We start from the raw sequence: 14312 nt of genomic DNA, 5'->3' as shown, positions 1-14312 counted from the left end.
CCGCACTCGCGCCGCCACCCGCACGAGTGGGATACTTCCAGTTCGGCACGGTGTCGGCGCTTCCCCGGGAAGCGCGCATCGGCGCGCGAGCGCTGCCCATCATCCGTCCGACCTCGAGGAATCCAGATGACCCCCAGCACCGACACCAGCCCCGCCGGCAACGGCAGCCAGGATGCCCACCTCGCCTTCGCCCGCCGGATGGACCGCATCGACGGGCTCGGCCACTACCGGAGGCAGTTCGTCGGCATCGAGCCCGACACCGCGACCGGCGGCACTGGCACCTCGAACCCGGTCGCCTACCTCGACGGCAACTCCCTCGGCCGGCCCACCCGGGCCAGCGTGGCCCGCATCACCGAGTTCCTCACCCACGACTGGGGCACCCGGCTGATCCGCGGCTGGGACGAGGCCTGGATGGACCTGCCGCTCACGATCGGCGACGACATCGGCCGCGCCGCCCTCGGCGCCGGGCCCGGCCAGGTCTTCGTCGGTGACTCGACCACCGTGCTGCTCTACAAACTGGCCCGCGCAGCCGTCGACTACCTGCGCGTCGACACGGAACCGCTGCGCACCGAGATCGTGCTCGACACCGACAATTTCCCCACCGACCGCTACCTGCTCGAGGGCATCGCGGCCGAACGCGGCATGACGCTGCACTGGATCCACTCCGACCCCACCAGCGGCGTCACGGTGGAGCAGGTGCGCCAGGCCGTGGGCCCGCAGACCGCTCTCGTGCTGCTCAGCCACGTGGCCTACCGCTCAGGCTTCCTCGCCGATATGCGCGAGATCACCGCGGTGGTGCACGCCGCGGGCGGCCTCGTGCTCTGGGACCTCAGCCACTCGGTCGGCTCCGTGGTGGTCGAGCTCGACCTGTGCGACGTGGACCTGGCCGTCGGCTGTTCCTACAAATACCTGAACGGCGGCCCCGGCGCCCCCGCGTTTGCCTATGTGCGCAGCGACCTGCAGGATGTGCTCACCCAGCCGATTCAGGGCTGGATGGGAACGAAGGATGTCTTCACGATGGGCCCAGGGTATGTGCCGGCCGACGGCATCCGTCGTTTCATGAGCGGAACCCCGCCGATCGTGGGGATGCTGGCCATGCAGGACGCGATCTCGATGATCGAGGAGGCCGGCATCGACCAGGTGCGGGCCAAATCGGTGGCACTGACCGAGTTTGCGCTGACCCTCGTGGATGCCTGGCTCACGCCGATGGGCGTGACGGTGTCCTCGCCACGGGAGCCCACGCACCGCGGCGGGCACCTGACCGTGAACCACCCCGCCATGCGGCAGGTGACGCAGATCCTGTGGGAGCACGATGTGATCCCCGACTTCCGCACGCCCGACGCCCTGCGCATCGGCCTGTCCCCGCTGAGCACGAGCTTCGTCGAGACCTTCGAGGGGGTCGCGGCGATCCGGGACGTGCTGCGTGGAGTGCTGCTCGGGCAGAGTGGGCTCGCGGGCAACGGCGCGGGTGTCGGCACGGGGCCCGGCAACGGCCTGGGCAGGGGCGTGGCCGGTGCGCTCGGCGGCCCGAGGGGCGGCCTGTAGGATCGTGGAATCCACCCCCCGACGTCTCCGGAGTGAGCTATGCCAACAATCGTCGTAGAAGTTATGCCCAAGGCCGAGCTGCTCGACCCGCAGGGGAAGGCCGTCGCCGGCGCCCTGGGTCGCCTCGGCAAGACCCGTTTCACCAGCGTTCGCCTGGGCAAGCGGTTCGAGATCACCGTCGACGGCCACGTCGATGACGCCGTGCTGGCCGAGGTTCAGGAACTTGCCGACTCCGTGCTGTCCAACTCCGTGATCGAGGATGTCGTCGGCATCCACGTGCTGGAGGCACCTGCCGGAGAGACGCACTGATGCGCATCGGCGTCGTCACGTTCCCCGGCTCGCTCGACGATCGCGACGCAGCGCGCGCGATCCGCCTGGCCGGCGCCGAGCCTGTAGCCCTCTGGCACGGCGAGCACGACCTGCACGGCGTGGACGCGCTCGTGTTGCCCGGCGGCTTCAGCTACGGCGACTACCTTCGCTGCGGCGCCATCGCCAGCCTCTCCCCGATCATGGCCGAGGTCATCGGCGCGGCCAACAGCGGGATGCCCGTGCTCGGCATCTGCAACGGATTCCAGATGCTGACCGAGGCGCACCTGCTCGAGGGCGGCCTGATCCGCAACGACCATGGCTCGTTCATCTGCCGCGACCAGGGGTTGCGCGTCGAGAACGCCCTCACCGACTGGACCGGCGGATTCGCGGCCGGCCAGGAGATCACCATCCCGCTCAAGAACGGCGAGGGCGGCTTCATCGCCTCCGCCGAGACGCTCGAGCGCCTGGAGGGCGAAGACCGCGTGGTCGTCCGTTACGTCGGAGTGAACCCCAACGGTTCCCTCAACGACATCGCCGGCATCAGCAACGCGCGCGGCAACGTGGTCGGCCTGATGCCGCACCCCGAGCACGCGGTCGAGCCCGGCTTCGGCCCCGACACCGCCGACGCCATGCGCAGCGGCACCGACGGGATCACCTTCTTCACCTCCGTGATCGAACGGATGCTGGTCAGCGCGTAGCGACATCCGCTCGCCGCCCGCGGTTCGAGTTCGCCACGAGTGTCGCGGCGCGCGGCGGTTTCGCCGCGCGCGAGTCGAATTGCCCACGAGTATCGCGTTGCGCGGGGGCTGCGCCGCTGCGCTGGCGGCACGCCACGCGCGGAGCGGCGCTGTCCCCGCGCAGCCCGCACACAAGCCGTCGCCCTGTGCCCGCTTCGGCGATACCAGGGGGCCCGGGGGAAGCACCAGCAGCATCCCCGGCGCCCGAGCCACCCGGACTAGACGGCGCTGGAGGGCTCCCAGAGGTTGATTCCCAGGTCCACGGCGTGCTCGTCGATCGCGATGACCTCCTCGGCGGTGAAAGCCAGATTGTCGATCGCGGCGATGTTCGTCTCCAGCTGCTTCACCGACGAGGCGCCGACGAGCGCCGAGGTGACGGTGTCGCGTCGCAGCACCCAGGACAGGGCGAGCTGGGCGAGCGACTGGCCGCGGGCATCCGCGATCTCGGTCAGGGCACGGATGCGCCCCACCGTCGCATCGTTCACCATGTCACGGCTCATCGAACCGGCCTGCGAGGCGCGGGAGCCCTCGGGCACCCCGTTGAGGTAGCGGTCGGTGAGCAGCCCCTGCGCCAGCGGGGAGAAGGCGATGCAGCCGACGCCGATGTCGTCGAGGGTGTCGAGCAGGCCGTCTTCGACCCAGCGGTTGAACATCGAGTAGGAGGGCTGGTGGATCAGCAGCGGCGTGCCCATCTCGGCGAGGATCGCGGCGGCCTGCCGAGTGCGCTCGGGCGAGTACGAGGAGATGCCGGCATACAGCGCCCGGCCGCTCGTGACGGCCGTGTGCAGCGCGCCCATGGTCTCCTCGAGCGGGGTGTCCGGGTCGGCCCGGTGGGAATAGAAGATGTCGACGTAATCCAGACCCGTCCGGCCGAGGGACTGGTCGAGGCTGGAGAGCAGGTATTTGCGCGAGCCGAAGTTGCCGTACGGGCCCGACCACATGTCGTAGCCGGCCTTGGTGGAGATGACCAGCTCATCGCGGTGCGGGGCGAAGTCCTGCGCGAGGTGCACGCCGAAGTTGCTTTCGGCGCTGCCCTTGGGCGGCCCGTAGTTGTTGGCCAGGTCGAAGTGGGTGACACCCAGGTCGAAGGCGCGGCGCAGGATGGCGCGCTGCGTCTCCATCGGCGCGGTGCCGCCGAAGTTCTGCCACAGCCCCAGCGAGATCGCGGGCAGTTTGAGGCCGCTCTGCCCGGTGCGGCGGTAGGGCATGGAGTCGTAACGGGTGTCAGCTGGAAGGTACGTCATCCCTTCAGCGTGGCACAGTCGGCTGGGCGCCTGGCCTGTGCGCGTGCCGTGGCTCCCGCGCCGGGCCCCTTCTGACGATGCGCGTCCCCCGCGACCCTGCGAAGATCGAAGCTCCCCTTCCACCCCGTTTTCCACCCCTGGAGTGTTGCCCCCGTGTCTCCCCGCGTCTTCTACCGAACCATCGCCATCGCCGAGGCGGTGACCTGGACCCTCCTGATCGGCGGCATGCTGCTGAAATATGTTGCGGATGCCGGCGGCACCCCGGTGCGGATCGCCGGCTCCCTGCACGGGTTCGTCTTCATCAGCTACGCCCTGACTGCGGTGCTGGTGGGCCTGAACCAGCGGTGGCCGGTGCGACTGATGGTGCTTGCCGTGATCACGGCGATCGTGCCCTACGCGACGGTGCCGTTCGACATCCGTCTCGACCGCACCGGCCGGCTCGACGGCGATTGGCGCCGCGTCGCCACCGACGACCCTCGGGACAATACCTGGGTGGGCCGGCTGTTGCGCTGGATGCTGAACCGTCCGGTTGTCCTGATCGGCGGTTTCGCCGTGGCCGCGGTAGTGATCATGACGGTGATGCTATCGCTGGGCCCTCCCGGCGGGCGCAGCTAGCGCCCGGCCCGGCCCCCACCAGGCCGCTGCCACCGCGCGGCCGGGCACCCGCGGAACCCGCACCGGCTCAACGCGGCGGGTAGACTGGCGGGGTCAAGCATCCGCTATCTCTGGGAGAACGCCACTCGTGACCGCTGTTACCACCACACCCTCCCGCGGCATTGCGGACACCGTTGCGCACGCGATTTCGACTCCGGAGAAAGAACAGCCGTTCGACGCGCTGGGGCTGACCCCGGGCGAGTACGCGGAGATCCGCCAGATTCTCGGCCGGAGGCCCACGAGCGGCGAACTCGCGATGTATTCGGTGATGTGGAGCGAGCACTGCTCTTACAAGAGCTCCAAGAAGTATCTGCGCCAATTCGGCGAAAAGGTCTCCCCCGCCATGAAGAAGAACCTCATGGTCGGCATGGGCGAGAACGCCGGCGTGCTGGATGTCGGCGAGGGCTGGGCGGTCACGTTCAAGATCGAGTCGCACAACCACCCCTCCTACATCGAGCCGTTCCAGGGTGCCGCGACCGGCGTCGGCGGCATCGTGCGCGACATCATCTCGATGGGCGCCCGGCCGGTCGCCGTGATGGACGCGCTGCGATTCGGGGACATCGACGATCCCGACACGGCCCGCGTCGTGCACGGCGTCGTCTCCGGTATCTCCTTCTACGGCAACTGCCTCGGCCTGCCCAACATCGGCGGCGAGACCTGGTTCGACAGGGTCTACCAGGGCAACCCGCTCGTCAACGCACTCTCCGTGGGCGTGCTGCGCCACGAGGACCTGCACCTCGCCAACGCCACCGGCGCCGGCAACCAGGTGGTGCTCTTCGGAGCCCGCACCGGCGGCGACGGCATCGGCGGGGCATCCATTCTCGCGTCGGACACCTTCAGCGAGGGCGGGCCGACCAAGCGCCCGGCCGTGCAGGTCGGCGACCCGTTCGCCGAGAAGGTGTTGATCGAGTGCTGCCTCGAGCTCTACCGCGAGAAGCTCGTCGAGGGCATCCAGGACCTGGGCGCCGCTGGCATCTCCTGCGCCACCAGCGAGCTCGCCTCCAACGGCGACGGCGGCATGTTCATCGAGCTCGACAAGGTGCTGCTGCGCGACCCGACCCTGACGGCCGAAGAGATCCTGATGAGCGAGAGCCAGGAGCGCATGATGGCCGTCGTCACCCCCGAGAAGCTTGCCGGCTTCCTCGCGGTGACCGCCAAGTGGGATGTCGAGACCAGCGTGCTCGGCGAGGTCACCGACACCGGCCGCCTCGTCATCGACTGGCACGGCGAGGAGATCGTCAACGTCGACCCGCGCACCGTCGCCGTCGACGGGCCGGTCTACGACCGCCCGGTCGCCTACCCCGCCTGGCAGGACGCGCTGCAGGCCGACTCCGCCTCCGCGCTGCCCCGCCCGACGGATGCCGCCACTCTCCGCGAGCAGTTCCTCGCCCTGCTCGGCTCCCCGAACCTGGCCGACCCGAGCTGGATCACCGACCAGTACGACCGCTACGTGATGGGCAACACGGCCCTCTCGTTCCCCGACGACGCGGGCATGATCCGCATCGACGAGGAGTCGGGCCTCGGCTTCGTCATCGCCACCGACGCGAACGGCCGCTACTGTCAGCTCGACCCCTACCGCGGCGCGCAGCTCGCCCTCGCCGAGGCCCACCGCAACGTGGCAGTGACCGGCGCGGTGCCGGTCGGCATCAGCGACTGCCTCAACTTCGGTTCGCCGGAGAATCCCGAGGTCATGTGGCAGTTCTCCCAGACAGTAGACGGTCTGGCCGACGGATGCTTGGCGCTCGAGATCCCGGTCACCGGCGGCAACGTCTCCTTCTACAACCAGACCGGCGACCAGCCGATCCACCCGACCCCTGTCGTCGCCGTGCTCGGCGTGATCGACGATGTCGCCCGGCGGGTGCCCAGCGGCTGGCAGGACGACGGCCACAACATCTACCTGCTCGGCGTGACCCGCGAGGAGCTCGACGGCTCGGCCTGGGCCGGTGTCATCCACGACCACCTCGGCGGACTCCCGCCGGTCGTCGACCTGGCCGGCGAAGCCGCCCTGGCCGGGCTGCTGCACGCGGCCTCGATCGAGGCGCTCATCGACAGCGCCCACGACCTCAGCGCGGGCGGGCTGGCGCAGACGCTGGCCGAAGCGGTGCTCCGGTTCGGGGTCGGAGCCCGCGTGTGGCTCGGCGACATCTGCGAGCGCGACGGGATCGACGCATCCGTCGCCCTGTTCTCGGAGTCGGCCGGGCGCGTGATCGTGTCGGTCCCCCGGGAGGACGACGTGAAGTTCCTCGGCCTGTGCGAGGGGCGCAACTACCCGGTGCTGCGCATCGGCGTGACCGACTCGACCTCGGCGAGCCTGGAGATCCAGGACCAGTTCACGGTGTCACTCGCCGACCTGCAGTCGCGCCACCGCAGCACACTGCCGTCCCGCTTCGCCCAGTAGGGGCTCCCCCGACCGACCCCGTCTCTCCCCTGCGTGCGGCCAATCGGCCGCCACGGCCCGGCCGAAAGCGGACCTTTCCGCGCACGCGCGAGGCCCGAGGGTCGGCCGGGTCGGCCGGGTCGGCGGCTGCCTGTGGATAGAGCACCGGGCGACTGGCGTCGAATGACATCATCGTTCGATGAGGCCGCCTTCAAAGTTGCCACCCGAGCTCGGTGATGGACCGTTTTCAGTTGCAGACGCCCATCAGCTGGGAGTCAATTCCGGGCGGCTGCGGCGCAGCGACCTCGCGCGGCCCTTCCACGGCGTGCGCGTGCCCGCCGGGCGCAGCCTGTCTCCACATCCCACCAGCGAAGCCGACAGGTGGTCCCGCATCCGGGCAGCAGCGCGCGCCCGCGCCGAGCACTATGCGGTGCGGATGCCGGCAGATCAGTTCTTCAGCCACGCGACGGCCGCGCATCTCCACGGGCTGCCTCTCCCCATCCGACTCCTGGAGCAGTCAAGCGTGGATGTCGGTACGAGCGTTCGGACCCGTCGCCGCAGCGGCAAGGGCGTGCGCGGGCATTTCATTCCTCTGGATCGGGTGCGCATCGTCAAGGTGGGACACCTCCCCGTCGCTTCGGAAGTCGATGCGTGGGTCCAGCTGTCGACGGTGCTCACCCTCGATGAGCTGATCATCCTCGGCGACTCCCTCGTGCGCCGGCAGCGGCCTCCGGCCACGATGGCACAACTACGCGCAGCCGTGGCACGGCAGGCCGGATTGCCCGGTGCACGTCGCCTGCGCGAGGCCCTCATCCTGGTGCGTCCACGCACCGATTCTCCCAGGGAAACAGTGCTTCGCCTCCTGATCGTGCGGGCCGGCCTGCCTGAGCCGGAAGTGAATCTGACACTACTCAATCGTTTTGGCGCCTTCATGGCATTGGGTGATCTCGCGTATCGCCGCTACAAGGTTCTCATCGAGTATGACGGCGGGCAGCACCGCGAAGACGAACGACAGTTTCACCGTGACATCGACCGCCTGGACGAGGCGATGGAAGAAGGATGGCGAGTCATCCGTGTCAACAAATCGCACCTTCCGCAGGCGATAATCGCTCGAATCCGCACCGCACTCCTTGATCGCGGTTGGATCCCCTGACACTCACCGAGCCCAGATCCGCGCGACGCGTGCGCGTGAAACGCCGCCACTCCCCGTCGGTAGGCGGCGTTTCGAGCGCACGCGCTGACGGCGGTCCGATAGACGGCGAAGCGCGCGCTAGACGGTGAACGGGGTGCCGAGGAGCAGCTCCGTGCGTGACCACAGCGACTCCGCGACCGCGGGGTCGAGCGAGGTGCGCGTGGGCTCCTGCAGCGTCGGCAGGCCGCGCGTGAGGTAGCGCGGGCCGTAGTAGTCGCCGCCACGGGCATCCGGGTCGACGGCCGCTTGCACCGTAGGCCAGGCGCCGGCGTCCTTGCCCTGCGCGCCGAACGATTGCAGGGAGTCAGCCAGGCGCCTGGCCCGCGACGGCTGATTGACCCCACGGATGCCCGGCGTCAGCCCAGAAATCGAATAACCGGGGTGTACGACGAGGCTTTGCACCCCGTCAGTGCCGCCGGCTCCGGCCGCCCGCAGGCGTCGGTCGAGCTCGAAGCCGAACACCTGCATGGCGATCTTCGACTGCGCGTAGGCCTTCCACCGGTTGTAGCCGGACTCCAACTGCAGGTCGAGCAGCGGAGAATCCAGCAGACGCGAGATCATCGATCCGAGCGCCACGACCCGGCTGCGGGGCGTGCGCAGCAGTGCCGGCAGCAGCCGCGCGGTGAGCGCGAAGTGGCCGAGGTAGTTGGTCGCGAAGACGATTTCGTGCCCGTCAGGGCTCAGCTCACGCGTGCGCGGCGGGTGCACGATACCCGCGTTCAGGATCAGCCCGTCGATCCGCGGCAACTCCAGCAGCGCGTCCGCGGCCCGGCGCACCTGGCTGAGGTCGCTCAGGTCCAGCGGCACGGCCGACACGGATGCCCCGGGCACCCGGGCGCGGATGGCCGCCAGCGCGGCATCCGTCTTCGCCGGATTGCGGCAGGCCAGCACGACGTTGGCGCCCGCGGCGGCAAGCTGCTCGCTGGTGAAGTAGCCGAGTCCGGCGTTGGCGCCGGTGACGACGAAGGTCTTGCCGAACTGGGCCGGGAGGGCGCGGGTCGCGACGGGCCGAGCTGAGGTCAGCGCGGTCATGAGGCGGTCGGCGACGTGATGGGAGAGGAATCGGGGCCGGTCGCCTCCGAGTGAGAATCGGGGCCCAATGATTCGGAGCGAGAGGCAGCGGTGCCCGTGCCCGCCGCCGAGTCTGCGGTGCCTGTCCCCGCGTCCGAGGCAGCGGTGCCCGTGCCCGCCGCCGAGTCTGCGGTGCCCGTCCCCGCGTCCGAGGTAGCGGTGCCCGTGCCGGCAGTCGGAGATGCGGCATCCGCTCGCTCGCCCGCCGCCCGCGGCGCGGACCCGTTCGCTGGCTCGGTGCCGGCGATCTTCTCGTGGTGGTGGATGACCTCGGCGATGATGAAGTTGAGGAATTTCTCCGCGAAGGCCGGGTCGAGTCGGGCCTCCTCGGCGAGCCCGCGCAGCCGCCGGATCTGCAGCAACTCCCGCTCGGGGTCTGCGGGCGGCAGGCCGTGCGTGGCCTTGAGCCGTCCGACCTGCTGGGTGAACTTGAACCGCTCCGCGAGCAGGTGGATCAGCGCGGCGTCGATGTTGTCGATGCTCTGACGGATGCTGCCCAGCTCGACGATCGCTTCCTGACCCGCGCCGGCGGGCAATTCCTCGTGTGCGGCCATGGTTCGACGATACCGTTTCGCGCGTACTGCCCGAATTCGCGGCCTCCCCCACCCGCCGAGACCGCGCGCCCCGTCGAGGTCGACGCTTCCGGTCGAGTTCGGCGACACCCGATGGCAGCTACCCCCGCGACCGCTCGAGCGAACCGGACGACCCGGACGCCTCAGCCGCAGCCAGCGCCGCCGCGCGCCCGCGCCCCCGCGACCGCGCAGCCCACCCGGGCAACCGCAGCCGCCGCTGCGTCAGCAGGATTCCGAGCAACACCAGGGCCGCCCCGGCGGGCTCGTGCCAGGAGAAGGTCTCCGACAGCACGAGTACCCCGAGGACCACGCCGACCACGGGCGTGACGTACGTCACGGTGGATGCATTGGTGGGCCCCCACGCGCGCAGCACATTGATGTTCCAGATGTAGGCCACGCCCGTGCCGAGCGCTCCGAGCACAAGAAGACCAGACACGATCGGCACGGTCAGCGCCACGGGATGCCACGCCAGCACCGGGGTCGCAACGAGCATGATCGTCCCGGCGAGGCCGATGTTGAGGAACGCGAAGGTCGCGGGGGCGATCGGCCGCCCGCTCAGGAACCGCCGCGTATAGCCGAACGTGAACCCGTAACAGACGGCCGCGCCCAGGCAGGCGAGCTGGCCCCAGAGGTCACCGGTCAACGCCGCATAGCGCCACGGCGCGATGATCACGACCACCCCGGCGACACCGACGAGAATGCCCACCACCTGCCCGCGCACGAGCCGCTCCACCCGGAATGCCAGCGTCGCCATCACCGCTGTCATGATCGGCGTCACGGCGTTGTAGATGCTGGCCAGACTCGAGGACACGTATTGCTCTGCCCACGCGAACAAAAGGTGCGGCACGACGCATCCAGAGATCGCGATCACCAAGAAATGCAACCAGACGATCGTCTCGCGTGGCAGTACCGGCCCATCGAAAACACGCGGGCGCGTCACCAGCACGATCAGGCCCAGCGTGAGCCCCCCGAGCACCAGCCGGGACCACGCGACCTGGCCGAAGGTGACTCCCTCGAGCGCGATCTTCATGAACAGGAAGCTGGCACCCCAGACCACACCCATGCCCAGAAACTGGAGGATGACCAGGGGGCGGCCGGTGGCCGAAGCGTCTCTCACCCGCCGACTGTATCGCGCCTCGCCGACACCGCGCACCCCGTTCCGGCCGCAACAGAGTGCATGGGCGGAAACCCGCCGATCAATGGCAGAAGTGACCCGTTCGTCCGCACCGGCACACTGTCTCGAGAACCCGTCAGGACGCCCCGCCGTGCACGAACGAATTCGACGGTGATTTTCTCGCGAACGGATGCCGCGGGCGGGTTTACGCCCTCCGGCAGCAGAATCTCCGTCGAATTCGTTCAGTGCGACTGACGGATGCGGTATCGCACCGGCTCCGCACCTCGCCCATCGAGCCGCGCCCGGAGCCCGGCCTGCACCCGGGGCCACTCGCTCTCCAGGATCGAGTAGATCACGGTGTCCCGCCAGCTGCCGTCGGCCCGCCGCCGCTCCCGACGGATCACGCCCTCGTAGGTGGCACCGAGGCCAGTGATGGCCGCGCAGGACCGCACATTCATCACATCCGCCTGTATCTTCACCCGCCCGAACCCGTGCTCGAACGCCAAGCCGAGCAGCAGCAGCTTCGTCTCCGCGTTGACGGCGCTGCCCCAGACCCGAGGGTCATAGGCGGTCCAGCCCACGTGCGCCGACTCCTGCTCCAGGTTCAGGTCGCCGAGTGTGGACATACCCACCAGGTCACCGTCGTGCGGACCACCCACGAGGCGCACCGCGAAGGGCAGTCCCGCCCACTGCACATAGGCGTCCGCCCAGTCACGAAACCCGGCCAGGTCCGTGCGGAGCCCGCCAGGGCCGCCGCCGAAACCGCCGTCGAAGACCAGCGGATGCGCGATGGCTCCGTGCAGCTCCGGCAGGAGCGGCCGGGTGAGCGGTTCGAGCCGCACGTAGTGGCCCGCGATGGCGATGCTTTCTGGTCGTTCGGCGGTCATGCGAAAACTGTGCCAGCGCCAGGTTGCCGCCGAATGAACGGCAGCGGTCAGATCGGCGCGAACGAATTCGACGGAGATTTTCGCGATATCGGATGCCGCGGGCCTGTTTTCGCCCACCGGCAGCGAAATCTCCGTCGAATTCGTCAGGGCACCGGGCGGAGCCCGGCGCGGCCTACCTCAGTCGACGAGATCGTGGCGCGAGATGATCTCCTCGCGGCCGGGGCCGACGCCGATCGCAGAGATGCGGGCGCCGCTCATCTTCTCGATGGCGAGCACGTACGCCTGAGCGTTCTGCGGCAGGTCTTCGAAGGTGCGTGCTCCGGTGATGTCCGCGGTCCAGCCGGGGAAGTCCTCGAAGATGGGCTTGGCATGGTGGAAGTCCGACTGCGACACGGGAACCTCGTCGAAGCGCACGCCGTCGACGCTGTAGGCGACGCAGACGGGGATCGTGGCGAGGCCGGTGAGCACATCTAGCTTGGTGAGCACAAAGTCGGTGACTCCGTTGATCCGGGCCGTATAGCGGGCGACGGGCGCGTCGTACCAGCCGCAGCGGCGCGGTCGCCCCGTGGTGGTGCCGAATTCGAAGCCGTTGGCGCGCAGGAACTCGCCGGACTCGTCGAACAGCTCGGTCGGGAACGGCCCGGCGCCGACGCGGGTCGTGTACGCCTTGACGACGGCGATGATGCGGTCGATCCGGTTCGGACCGATGCCCGAACCCGTCACGGCTCCGCCGGAGGTCGCGTTGGAGGAGGTGACGAACGGGTAGGTGCCGTGGTCGACATCCAGCATGGTGGCCTGGCCGCCCTCGAACAGCACGGTCTTGCCCTCGGTGAGTGCCTCGTGCAGCAACAGGGCGGTGTCGGCGACCATCGGGCGCAAGCGCTCGGCGTAGCTGAGCAGGTCCTCGACGATTTCGTCGACCGTGATCGCCCGGCGGTTGTAGACCTTGACCAGCAAGTGGTTCTTCTGAGCCAGGGCGCCCTCGACCTTCTGGCGCAGGATGTTCTCGTCGAACAGGTCCTGCACGCGGATGCCGACGCGGTTGATCTTGTCAGCGTAGGTCGGGCCGATACCGCGGCCGGTGGTTCCGATCTGGCGCTTGCCGAGGAAGCGCTCGGTGACCTTGTCGACCGTGCGGTGGTACTGGGTGATGATGTGCGCGTTGGCGCTCACCTTGAGGCGGGAGACGTCGACGCCGCGGGAGATGAGCGCGTCGAGCTCTTCGAAGAGCACCTCGATGTCGACGACCACGCCGTTGGCGATGATCGGGGTGACACCATTGGTCAGGATGCCGGACGGCAACAGGTGCAGCGCGTATTTCTCGGTGCCGATGACCACGGTGTGTCCGGCGTTGTTTCCGCCGTTGAACTTGACCACATAGTCAACCCTGCTGCCGAGGAGGTCGGTGGCCTTGCCCTTGCCCTCGTCGCCCCACTGGGCTCCGATCAGAACGATCGCTGGCATTTAGTTTTCTCCTCGGATAAAGAACGCCTCGGTGGGCGGGGCCGGGTCTGTGGCCCGGTAGCCGTCCGGCGTGATGGTCTCCTGGACGATGCGGCTGATCACGGTGGGATCCGCGTCGTTCAGGAAGGTGGTGAGACGGTCGAACTCGTTCTGTTCGCCGATCTCGCCCGCGGCCCGGCGCAGCGCGTAGAGCGCCCGCAAGACCCCGCGGTTGGGTTCGTGCGTCCAGCGCACCGGTCCGTGACCGTGCCAGCCAGCCTTGCGGAGCGCGTCGAGGCCGCGGTGGTAGCCCACACGCGCGTAGGCGTAGGACTCCAGGATGCGGCCCTCCAGGTACGTGGCGTCGGCCAGAACGGCCCACGCCAGGGAGGAGGTCGGATTGGCCGACACCACGGCAGAAATGTTGCTGCTATCGGCTCGACGGAGGGCCTCGATCACCTCCGGTTCCGCGGGAAGAAGGGTATCGGGCTGCTCAATCAAATTGTCGCCGGTCACACTCGATCCTAACGCGACGCGGACCGCTCCTCACCGAACAGGCCGCCGGAGAGGGAACCGAGGATGGCCGCAGCCACCTCGTCGCGCGGTCGTTCGGGCTCGAAGACCAGCCATTCCAGGCCCGACATGAGCACGGCGCCGAACACACTGGACGCCATCAGACCGCACGTTCCGTCGGCCCGGCTGAGCGGCTTCGCCTCTGCGATCGCGTCGGCGAACACGGCAAGCGCCTCGTGCCGCAGTGCGAACAGCGTCTTCTGCCAGGTGCGGTCGGTGCGAAAGATCTCCGCCGCCATCAGCTTGGACAGAGCAGTGTTCGCCGCGATCCGGTCGAGCAGGGCGCGCACCAGAGCCTCCAGCGCCGCACTGCCGTGCAGCCCGGCGGAGGCCTCACGGAGGGTGTCGGCGACCGCGCCGACCCCCTCCTGCAGCAGTTCCTCGAACAGCCGGTCCTTGGAACTGAAGTTGTAGTACAGGCTGCCCTTGGCCACCCCGGCCCGCTCGGCCACCTCATCCATGGTCGTGCCGCTGATGCCCTTGGTCGCGGCCAATTCCAGCGTCGCGTCCAGGATGGCGCGTTTTGTTCCGGTGGCGCGGGCCATGGGAGTTCCTTTCCCCGTGTGGGACGTTGTGTGGATTCGTGCGAAATCG

The 14312-nt window shown here is 68.9% G+C and carries 13 protein-coding genes and 1 pseudogene; 6 read left to right on the top strand and 8 right to left on the bottom strand.

Going from position 1 to position 14312, the window contains the following annotated elements:
• Positions 1-126 precede the first annotated feature (126 nt).
• The 3 genes from E3O65_RS13150 to purQ are packed head-to-tail and all read left to right on the top strand — an operon-like array spanning position 127 to position 2552.
• Positions 127-1545 carry a kynureninase gene (locus tag E3O65_RS13150; protein ID WP_134364181.1) on the top strand — a complete coding sequence of 473 codons (1419 nt, stop codon included), beginning with the start codon at positions 127-129 and terminating at the stop codon, positions 1543-1545.
• 39 nt (positions 1546-1584) lie between these two features.
• Positions 1585-1854 (top strand): phosphoribosylformylglycinamidine synthase subunit PurS, encoded by a 270-nt coding sequence (gene purS / locus E3O65_RS13145; RefSeq protein WP_134364180.1) that lies wholly within the window; start codon positions 1585-1587, stop codon positions 1852-1854.
• Entirely contained in the window at positions 1854-2552 is a 699-nt protein-coding gene (purQ, locus tag E3O65_RS13140; RefSeq protein ID WP_134364179.1) for a phosphoribosylformylglycinamidine synthase subunit PurQ, read from the top strand. Before purS ends, purQ begins: the two co-directional genes overlap by 1 nt.
• A gap of 257 nt (positions 2553-2809) precedes the next feature.
• Here purQ and mgrA read toward each other — a convergent pair whose 3' ends face one another.
• Positions 2810-3835: an L-glyceraldehyde 3-phosphate reductase gene (mgrA, locus tag E3O65_RS13135; RefSeq protein WP_134364178.1), complete on the bottom strand. Its 1026-nt coding sequence runs from the start codon at positions 3833-3835 to the stop codon at positions 2810-2812.
• Positions 3836-3988: 153 nt separating this feature from the next.
• On the opposite strand from mgrA, the gene E3O65_RS13130 reads away from it, so the two are divergent.
• From E3O65_RS13130 to E3O65_RS13120, 3 genes are all read left to right on the top strand, one after another.
• The gene (locus E3O65_RS13130; protein ID WP_134364177.1) at positions 3989-4450 is read left to right on the top strand and encodes a DUF3817 domain-containing protein; all 462 of its coding nucleotides are present in this window, start codon (positions 3989-3991) and stop codon (positions 4448-4450) included.
• A 127-nt stretch (positions 4451-4577) separates the two neighbouring features.
• Positions 4578-6887 carry a phosphoribosylformylglycinamidine synthase subunit PurL gene (purL, locus tag E3O65_RS13125; RefSeq protein ID WP_134364176.1) on the top strand — a complete coding sequence of 770 codons (2310 nt, stop codon included), beginning with the start codon at positions 4578-4580 and terminating at the stop codon, positions 6885-6887.
• 178 nt (positions 6888-7065) lie between these two features.
• Positions 7066-8019, top strand: a complete 954-nt coding sequence (locus E3O65_RS13120) for a hypothetical protein (protein ID WP_134364175.1) — start codon at positions 7066-7068, stop codon at positions 8017-8019.
• A 117-nt stretch (positions 8020-8136) separates the two neighbouring features.
• Here the strand turns inward: E3O65_RS13120 and E3O65_RS13115 are convergent, their stop codons facing one another.
• The 7 genes and pseudogenes from E3O65_RS13115 to E3O65_RS13085 form a co-directional block, all read right to left on the bottom strand.
• Complete coding sequence (locus tag E3O65_RS13115; protein WP_134364174.1) at positions 8137-9090, bottom strand: SDR family NAD(P)-dependent oxidoreductase; 954 nt, start codon at positions 9088-9090, stop codon at positions 8137-8139.
• A 275-nt stretch (positions 9091-9365) separates the two neighbouring features.
• Positions 9366-9683, bottom strand: a pseudogene (locus E3O65_RS16980) (chorismate mutase); the annotation flags it as partial.
• A 118-nt stretch (positions 9684-9801) separates the two neighbouring features.
• Positions 9802-10818: a DMT family transporter gene (locus E3O65_RS13105; protein ID WP_277870457.1), complete on the bottom strand. Its 1017-nt coding sequence runs from the start codon at positions 10816-10818 to the stop codon at positions 9802-9804.
• Between the two features lie 239 nt (positions 10819-11057).
• Positions 11058-11702 (bottom strand): GNAT family N-acetyltransferase, encoded by a 645-nt coding sequence (locus tag E3O65_RS13100; RefSeq protein ID WP_134364172.1) that lies wholly within the window; start codon positions 11700-11702, stop codon positions 11058-11060.
• A gap of 177 nt (positions 11703-11879) precedes the next feature.
• Complete coding sequence (locus E3O65_RS13095) at positions 11880-13166, bottom strand: adenylosuccinate synthase (protein WP_134364171.1); 1287 nt, start codon at positions 13164-13166, stop codon at positions 11880-11882.
• The gene (locus E3O65_RS13090; RefSeq protein ID WP_134364170.1) at positions 13167-13661 is read right to left on the bottom strand and encodes a DUF3151 domain-containing protein; all 495 of its coding nucleotides are present in this window, start codon (positions 13659-13661) and stop codon (positions 13167-13169) included.
• An 8-nt stretch (positions 13662-13669) separates the two neighbouring features.
• Positions 13670-14263 carry a TetR/AcrR family transcriptional regulator gene (locus E3O65_RS13085; protein ID WP_134364169.1) on the bottom strand — a complete coding sequence of 198 codons (594 nt, stop codon included), beginning with the start codon at positions 14261-14263 and terminating at the stop codon, positions 13670-13672.
• Between the last annotated feature and the right edge of the window lie 49 nt (positions 14264-14312).

The sequence above is a fragment of the Cryobacterium breve genome (assembly GCF_004402375.1).
Taxonomy (GTDB): Bacteria; Actinomycetota; Actinomycetes; order Actinomycetales; family Microbacteriaceae; genus Cryobacterium; species Cryobacterium breve.
The sequence above is the reverse complement of the archived record's forward strand: the minus strand, read 5'-3'. Positions and strand labels throughout refer to the sequence as shown.